Below are 7,761 nucleotides of genomic sequence, written 5' to 3' on the forward strand. Positions count from 1 at the left end.
GCGCAGCACGGGGCGCGGCCCCCCCGCCGCCGCGGCCAGGATTCCCTCGCCCGCATCGCCGACACCCGACAGCGGGCCGCGTCGATGATGGAAAGCGAACGCCACGCCCTCGAACGGGACCTGCACGACGGCGTGCAGCTGCACCTGGTGTCCCTGCAGCTCGCCGCCGCTGTCGTCGAGCACCGCCTGGACACCGCCACCGCCGACGAACACACCCTCACCGATGCCCTGGTCGACCTCGGCTCCCGGCTGGACCGCACCCACCGGCTGCTCATCGACACCGCCGCCGGGATCATCCCCGGGCCGCTGCGCGCCGAGGGCCTGGCCGCGGGCCTCGCCGACGGCTTCTCCGACGCCCGCGACGTCACCCTCGACATCGCCCCTGCCGTGCGGACGCGGCGCTATCCGCCGATCGTCGAGTCGACGGTGTACTTCACCTGCCTGGAGGCGGTGAACAACGCGCTCAAGCACGCCCCCGGCGCCCCCGTCACCGTCACCGTCCGCGACACCTACCAGGGCCTGTGGTTCGAGGTCGCCGACACCGGCCCCGGCCTGGACCCGACCAGCAAGCACGGCCTGGCCCGCCTGCGCGCCCGCCTGGCCGCCATCGGCGCCGCCCCCCAGGTCACCTCCGCCCCCGGCCAGGGCACCCGCATCACCGCCACCATCCCGATCTGACCACCCATCCCGGCGGCACCACACCCGAACCCCACCCGACCATCGGGCCTCGCCGCAGGTGCGCCGCGGCGCACCAGGCTCTTCCCAGCCGAGAACGCCACCAAGCTGCCAGGATCAACGAAGAAAAGCCGACGTTTCGCGCCGCACGGTGCACCGGCGGTTCAGGCGTCGTCGCTGTCGCCGGAGGATGGGCGTTCCGGCAGCCACAGGTCGACGACGGCGACCTCGGCCAGCGAGAGTCGGACGCGCAGGCCGCCGCCGAGCGCGGCGAGGCGGCGCGCGTCGTCCAGGAGGCTGGCCCGCAGTGGTTCGAGGGCGGCGGCGGGATCGGCGACGCGCACGGCGAGGCGGCCGGCGGCGCGGGAGAAGTGGACGGTGACCTCCGCGTCGCCGTGTTCGGGCAGTGCCGTCAGCACGGCCGCCGCCGCGTGGTAGATCCCGGACTCGATCTCCCAGCCGACCCGGCGGCCGAAATCGCCGCCGCAGTGCACCCGGCGGGAGTGGCTCGCCGCGAGCTCACCGAGCGCGGCGGCCGTCCCACGGCCGCGCAGGGTCGACGGGTGCACGGCGCGCACGACCGTGCGGAAGTACTCGATCAGCTCGTCGACGGCGACCCGCAGCTCCCGCAGCGAAGGCCCGGCCCGGTCGGGTTCGGCGCGCACGCTGTCGGCGAACGCCTCGCGCCGTCGGGTGACCTCCGCCAGGCGGCGGGTGGTGCCGGTGAGCACCCAGGTGGCGAGGCGACGCCGTTCGACGTCGAGGGCCGCGGCCAGCTCCTGCTCAATGCGGGCCGCGCGCTGCGCGAGTTCGTCGGCGCCCGACTCCTGTTCCTGCTCGGCTTCGCGGGCGAGTTCCGCGCGCAGCAGCAACGTCACACAGTCCGCGGTGGCGGCCAGCAGCCGCGCCGGGGGCTCGGTAGGCGGCGCGGCACCGTCCCGGCCTGTGATCATCAACGCGCCAAGCAACTGGCTGCCGTCGCGCAGCCGCACGCAGGTGCCCGCCGCTGGATCGGCCGGCCGCTCAGCGGCAATGCCCCGACCAGTGTCGGGAACACGCGGATCACCGGCGGGCACGCTCAGACCACTGACGGGAGTTCTCCGATCACTGGTGGGAGCGCCTGGAACATCGGCGAACAGGCGCGGTGTCTCGGCGGGGTTCGGCGCCACGGTGGGGGGCGGGGGCCCGCCAGGCAGCCAGAGGACGGCCTGCCCGGTGCCGGAGGCGCGGGAAAGGTTGCGCAGCAGCGGCGCGAGCCGCTGGCCCAGCGGGGCGTCGGCGGGCAGTGCCGCGACCTGCTCGACCAGGACGGTCCAAGGCGGGAGGGCGACGGCGAGCGGAGAGGTCGTCGGCGGGGAGGTCGTCGGCGGGGAGGTCGTCGGCGGGCCGACCGCGAGCGGGGTGGCCGTCGGCAGGGTGGCGGTGAGCGGGGAGGCGGTCGGCGGAGTGGGAGGGGGTGGGATGGTCATCTGCGGGCCACGGCCGGTCAGGCTCCCGCGGGTCCGGGTGGGGAAGCCGCGTCCAGTTCACGCTGGGCTTCGAGGTAGCGCAGCACCGCGAGGACCCGGCGGTGATGGGCCGCGGAGCTGGCGGGCAGGTCGAGCTTGGCGAAGATGCTGGCGATGTGCTTCTCCACCGACTTCGCGGACAGGTACAGCGTGGCGGCGATGCCACCGTTGGAGCGGCCCTCGGCCATCAGCCGCAGCACCTCGGCCTCCCGCGGGCTCAGCGACGCCAGCGGGCCGCCGGCGGCGGACGGGCGGTCGACGAGGCGCCGCGCGAGCGCCGGCTCGATGACGATCTCACCGGCGTCGATGCGGTCCAGGGTGTCGGTGAGCACCCGCACGCCGGCGATCCGCTCCTTGAGCCGGTAGCCGATCCGTTCGGTACCGATCTCCAGGAAACGCATGAGGTAAAGCGTCTCGGCATAGTGCGAGAGCAACAACAGGCCGACGTCCGGATAGCGCGAGCGCACCCGCGCGGCGGTACTCAGCCCACCCTCGGGCCCCGGCGGCATCCGGATGTCGAGGACGACGACGTCCACCGGTTCGATGGTCATCAGGTCGAGCAGCGCGTCACCGTCCGCGACGCAGCCGACGACCTCGTGTCCCGCCGTGGACAACAGCAGGACCAGCCCCTCGCGGAACAGGGCCGCGTCGTCGGCGAGCGCTACCCGCACGGAACCCGGCTGACCCTCCAGCCGTGCCTTCCCAGCATGAGGAGCATTCCTGTCACGCGGCGATGTTTGCACCCGCAATCCCCGTTGCGAAAGGAGTTCCCGCCTTTGTCCGCCCACCCCGATCAGCGCACGGACGGCCGAGCGCCCACCAGCCGCAGGCGACCCTGTGCTGTCACCGCGAGCAGCGTCGAGGCGGCCCGCGGCTCACCAGACTGGCGTTGCGGCAGGTCAGAGCCACCGCTGTCGGCATCCGCAAGGCCGCTGTCGACGACCTCGTCCGCCGGCCCGCGGTCCCACGGGCCGCCATCCGGCCGATCGACCGAGGCGTCCGGCGGCACGGAGACCACGAAGTGTTCATCCGGCCGCCACCTGGGGCTCTCCTCAACCTCATCCGCGGGTTGCCCGCCGGGTAGCTCCGACGAGGCCGACGGCAGGACCCGTTGCGGCGCGGGAAGAACACAGCGGATCTGACGCGCCTGGGCCTGACCGGTGCCCGGCGGGAGCGTGACCCGCAGCCGGGTCCGCACCTGCCCGGGCAGCGCGTCGGCGAGCCAGCCCAGCGCGGTGAGCACCCCGTCAGGAAGCCCGGTCGACGGCAACGGGATCCACAGGTCGAACCATGCCGGGTCATGCGGAGCGTCGTCGCACGGGAATGCCGGGTCGAGGACCAGATCGCCGTCGAGGGTCGGGGCCCCGTCGAGGGTCGGGGCCCCGTCGAGGGCCAGGCCGCTCGGGACGATCCGCAGGCTCCAGCCGTCGGTGAGCTGGTAGCGGCCGCCACCGAGGTCGGCGAGGCCCTCGGCGGGCGAGCGCCAGCGCTGCGGCCACGGCGGCCCCGTCGGGGTGTACACCGTCCGCCAGGCCAGTGGCTGCCACCAGCCCCGGTCCGCGTCGCGGACCGTGACCACCGGCCGCCCGTCGGCCCCGGCGAACAGCAGCCCGTGCTGCGCCACCACAGAGACACCGAGCCGAGCGGCGAGCGCCCCGGGCAGATCGGCGCCGGCGCCGTACGGCACCACGACGACCTCCGGTCGCCCCACCGTCGCCAGGGCACGCAGCAGCCCGACGATCGCCTCGACCTCCGGGGACCGCTCGCCGGGCGCGCCCGTGATGACGGTGACCGCGCCGTCCGGATCAGGCAGAGCGTGCAGCGCCGGCTCCCCAGGCGCCAGACCAGGCCCACCAGGCACCCGGGCCCACAACCCCGCGGGCACGGCGAGGACATCCAGCTCGTCGGGATCAACCCCGACCGGCACCCGCACCTGCGTCGGCATGGCACCGCGCGCCGGGCGCCGCCCCGCGCCGACCCGGCCGGAATCCCCTTCTCGCATGCCGCCTCCACCACCCGCCGACGCTGCCTCCCGGATCACGTCCTGACGGGCGTTCGGAGTTCACTCGTTCCAGGGCAGTCGGGTGGGTGAGGCGCGGCCCACCACGGGACGGCCGGGATAACCGAGCCTGGTCGACGTCGGGCCGAGCGCGGGTCAGGACAGCGGGTCGCCATCAGGTCCGATGGAGGTTTCGTCGGGGGCGGAGAGGCTCAGGACGGCGTGCACCACGGCGGGGGACGCGGAGAGCTTGCTTTCCACGCCGCGTAGGCGGAACGCCACGTCGGGTTCGATCTCGTCGCCGACGAGGTCGATGTCGCCGACGACGGTGACCATGCGCGGGCCGACGACCTCGACGCGCAGCGCGGTGACACGGTCGACCTCGGGCAGGGCGAGCAGGGCGCGGATCGTGGCCTCGCGGACCTGCGGGTCGGCTTCCTGGCCGACGAGGAAACGGCGGTTGCGGCCGATGAGGACCAGGGCGACGACGCCGAGCAGGACGCCGACGAGGATCGAGCCGAGCGCGTCGAACACGGCTTCGCCGGTGATCTGGTGCAGCGCGAGGCCCAGGGTGGCGATCGCGACGCCGATGAGCGCGGCGGAGTCCTCGGCGAACACGGCCCGCAGCGTCGGGTCCGAGGTTTCCAGGACGTGCTCGATGACGTCGCGGTTCATCGACGCCGCCTCGCCGCGGGCCTGCCGGGCGGACTGCAGGAACGAGATGCCCTCCAGCACGAACGACACGGCCAGCACGATGTAGCCGATGAGATAGTCGCCGCCGGGCTCGTCGGCGAACAGTTCCTGGACGCCATGGGTGATCGAGACGGCGCCGCCGGCGACGAACAGGCCCATCGCGGCGAACAGCGACCAGACGTAGGCCTCCCGGCCGAAGCCGTGCGGATGGGTTGGCTCCGGTGGGCGTCGGGACCGGCGGTTCGCCATCACGAGGAACACCTCGTTGCCGGTGTCAGCCCACGAGTGGGCGGCCTCGGCGACCAGGGAGGCCGAGCCGGTGAGGATCGCCGCCGCCGACTTCGCGATCGCGATCACCAGGTTCGCGACGAACGCGATCGCCACGGTCAGGCCGCTGTCGTTCTCCCCGGCGCCGCCGTCCTGCTGCAACGGGATCGCCTCCCGCGCCTCCCGCGGCAGATCCGCGGGATCGGCGGCCGGTTCGCCCGAGGCTGCCGGCCCGCTCAACAACGGGTCCGGGGCCTGTCGGGCCTCGGGTCGTGGGGCCTGGGAGGGCACGGGTGGGCTCGGCGGGGGTGGCGGGGGTGGCGGGGGTGGCGGGGGTGGCGGGTCCGAGAAGGATCGGGCCGTCGGCGCGGCCGGGCCACTGCGGCTGATCGTGTCGTCCGGGTCGGCGGGCATACCCCAGTGCATCGCCCCGGATCACCCTCCGCTAAACCGGGCGAAGGCCTGGACCGGTGGGAATCACCCGCGCACGCCGACGCCTGGGGCGTCCACCCGTACCGCCCGCCCGCTGCCCGCCGATCTCCGTCCCCCATCGCCCTGCCTGACGTTGGTGCTACAGGCTTGCCTGCCAGCGGTGCCCGGGGTGGGCACACCTCACATCTCCACAGGTAGTCACGTGGATGACACGAAAGTCAGTGAAATAGTAAGCCGTGTCTCAGAGAGACGATAAGATCGCTTCGGTCTGATGACCCCGCGCGACCACGCAAGGGAGCTCGCGATGACCGAGGCACCCGAGGTGCCGTTGCAGTACCAGCGGACGCGGCTCGACCCGTCGGCGGCGCTTCTCCGGGCCCGCGACGAAGTAGGTGTCACCCCCGCCGTCACCCCGTTCGGCGCCCCGGCGCACCTGGTCAGCCGGTATGCCGACGTCCGCGGCGTGCTCGCCGACACAACCCGCTACAGCAACGCCTACGACCAGCTCGCCACCGGCGACGATGACGGCGTGGTCCTGAGCGAGGCGGAGGTGGGACGGCTGCGCGCCGGCAACCTCGTCGTCCACGACCCGCCGGACCACACCCGCCTGCGGCGGATCCTCATGCCGGAGTTCACGGTGCGCCGGATGCGCCGCCTCGAACCACGGATCACTCGGATCGTCGAGGACGCCCTCGACGCGATGCAGCGCGCGGGCCGGCCCGCCGACCTGGTCGCGGGCTTCGCGCTGCCGGTGCCGTCGCTGGTGATCTGCGAACTGCTCGGCGTGCCCTACGACGAGCGGGACGAGTTCCAGGCCCGCAGCCGCGCCGTGCTCGACAGCTCCCGGCCGCCGCGGGAACGGGCCGCCGGCCAGCTCGACATGCGCCGCTACCTGCGCTCCCTGGTCGAGCGGGCGCAGGCCGATCCCGGCGAGGACATCCTCGGCATGCTGGTGCGCGAGCACGGCGACGAGGTGAGCACCGACGAGCTCGCCGGCATCGCGACCCTGCTGCTCGTCGCCGGGCACGAGACGACCGCGAACATGATCGGCCTGGCCACCGTGGCGCTGCTGCGGCACCCCGACCAGCTCGCCCGCGTGCGCGATGATCCCGACGCGCTGGTCCCGGCGATCGAGGAGCTGCTGCGCTGGCTGGCGATCGTGCCGTTCCCGTCGATCCGCCGGACGAGGACGGACGTCGAGATCGCCGGAAGGCGCATCGCGGCGGGCGAGCACGTGGTCGTCTCGCTGTCCGCCGCCAACCGCGACCCGGTCCTCATCGACGATCCGGACCGCCTCGACATCACCCGCGGCGCGCCGGGCCACCTGGCGTTCGGCTACGGCGTGCACCACTGCCTCGGCGCGCCGCTGGCCCGCCTCGAACTGCGCGTCGCCCTGCCGGCGCTGCTGCGCCGCTTCCCCGACCTGGCCCTCGCCGTCCCCTTCGAGAACCTGCGCTACCGCACCATGTCCATCGTCTACGGGCTGGTAGAACTGCCGGTGACCTGGTGAGCGGCGCCGCCCGCGGGTGACGCTCGCCATGGTGCGGCGCTGCTCGCCGATGTCGCACGGCCCTACTCGCGGGCGCCGGTGAGGCGGATGGGTGGGGTGCGGGTCGCGGACAGCGTGGTGATCACGCTGGTCGCGCCGATGATCGCCAGGGAGCCGAACGCGACGGCGACGATCAGTGACCAGGGCAGGGTCAGGACTGTCACGCCGCTGATGTCGCGCACGGCGGTCGTGAGGCTCAGCACCGTCGCGCTCGCGGTCAGAGCGCCGAGGAACAGACCGATCACGACGACGGCGAGCGCCTCCCACAGCACCGCGCGCACCACCTGCACGCGGGTCAGGCCCGACAGCCGCGCCGTCGCGAACTCACCGCGACGGTCAGACGAGCCGACCACCACCGCGTTGACCATCGCGATCACCGTGTAGACCATCGCCAGACCCAGCAACACCACCATGATCCCGACGTTGATCCGCTGCTCGTCGTCCGCGTTGTGGCGGATCCACCCGGCCGCGGTGTCGACCGAGGCGCCATCGCCGAGGACGGCGGCACGCAGCCGGTTCGCGACGGCGGTCGGGCCGGCGCCCGGCGTCACCTGGACCGCGTAGTCGCGCGGGGCCGCGGCCTCGACGCCGACGGCCGGCCCCGCGTTCCTGCTGCCGGCCGGCGTCGGCGTCGAGGC

General features: G+C 73.7%; 7 protein-coding genes. 2 read left to right on the forward strand and 5 right to left on the reverse strand.

Going from position 1 to position 7,761, the window contains the following annotated elements; genetic code table 11:
• Positions 1–678 (forward strand): sensor histidine kinase (locus tag MXD58_RS15265; RefSeq protein ID WP_374616157.1); only part of this gene is annotated, 678 nt, incomplete at its 5' end.
• A 161-nt stretch (positions 679–839) separates the two neighbouring features.
• Here MXD58_RS15265 and MXD58_RS15270 read toward each other — a convergent pair.
• The 4 genes from MXD58_RS15270 to MXD58_RS15285 all read right to left on the reverse strand — a co-directional run bounded on the left by MXD58_RS15270 (position 840) and on the right by MXD58_RS15285 (position 5,382).
• Positions 840–2,144, reverse strand: coding sequence for a sensor histidine kinase (locus tag MXD58_RS15270; protein ID WP_248837650.1), 1,305 nt, complete (start codon positions 2,142–2,144; stop codon positions 840–842).
• A 17-nt stretch (positions 2,145–2,161) separates the two neighbouring features.
• Complete coding sequence (locus tag MXD58_RS15275; protein WP_248837649.1) at positions 2,162–2,854, reverse strand: response regulator transcription factor; 693 nt, start codon at positions 2,852–2,854, stop codon at positions 2,162–2,164.
• Between the two features lie 122 nt (positions 2,855–2,976).
• A complete protein-coding gene (locus MXD58_RS15280; RefSeq protein ID WP_248837648.1) occupies positions 2,977–4,185 on the reverse strand; it encodes a hypothetical protein in 1,209 nt (402 codons plus the stop codon).
• 153 nt (positions 4,186–4,338) lie between these two features.
• Positions 4,339–5,382: a cation diffusion facilitator family transporter gene (locus tag MXD58_RS15285; RefSeq protein WP_250609433.1), complete on the reverse strand. Its 1,044-nt coding sequence runs from the start codon at positions 5,380–5,382 to the stop codon at positions 4,339–4,341.
• 496 nt (positions 5,383–5,878) lie between these two features.
• Between MXD58_RS15285 and MXD58_RS15290 the strand changes: the two genes are divergently transcribed.
• On the forward strand, positions 5,879–7,084 hold the full coding sequence (locus tag MXD58_RS15290; protein ID WP_248837646.1) for a cytochrome P450: 1,206 nt from the start codon (positions 5,879–5,881) through the stop codon (positions 7,082–7,084).
• A 62-nt stretch (positions 7,085–7,146) separates the two neighbouring features.
• Here the strand turns inward: MXD58_RS15290 and MXD58_RS15295 are convergent.
• On the reverse strand, positions 7,147–7,761 hold a 615-nt coding region (locus MXD58_RS15295; RefSeq protein WP_250609434.1), incomplete at its 5' end, for an ABC transporter permease.

It is taken from the genome of Frankia sp. AgKG'84/4 (assembly GCF_023242965.2).
GTDB lineage: Bacteria > Actinomycetota > Actinomycetes > Frankiales > Frankiaceae > Frankia.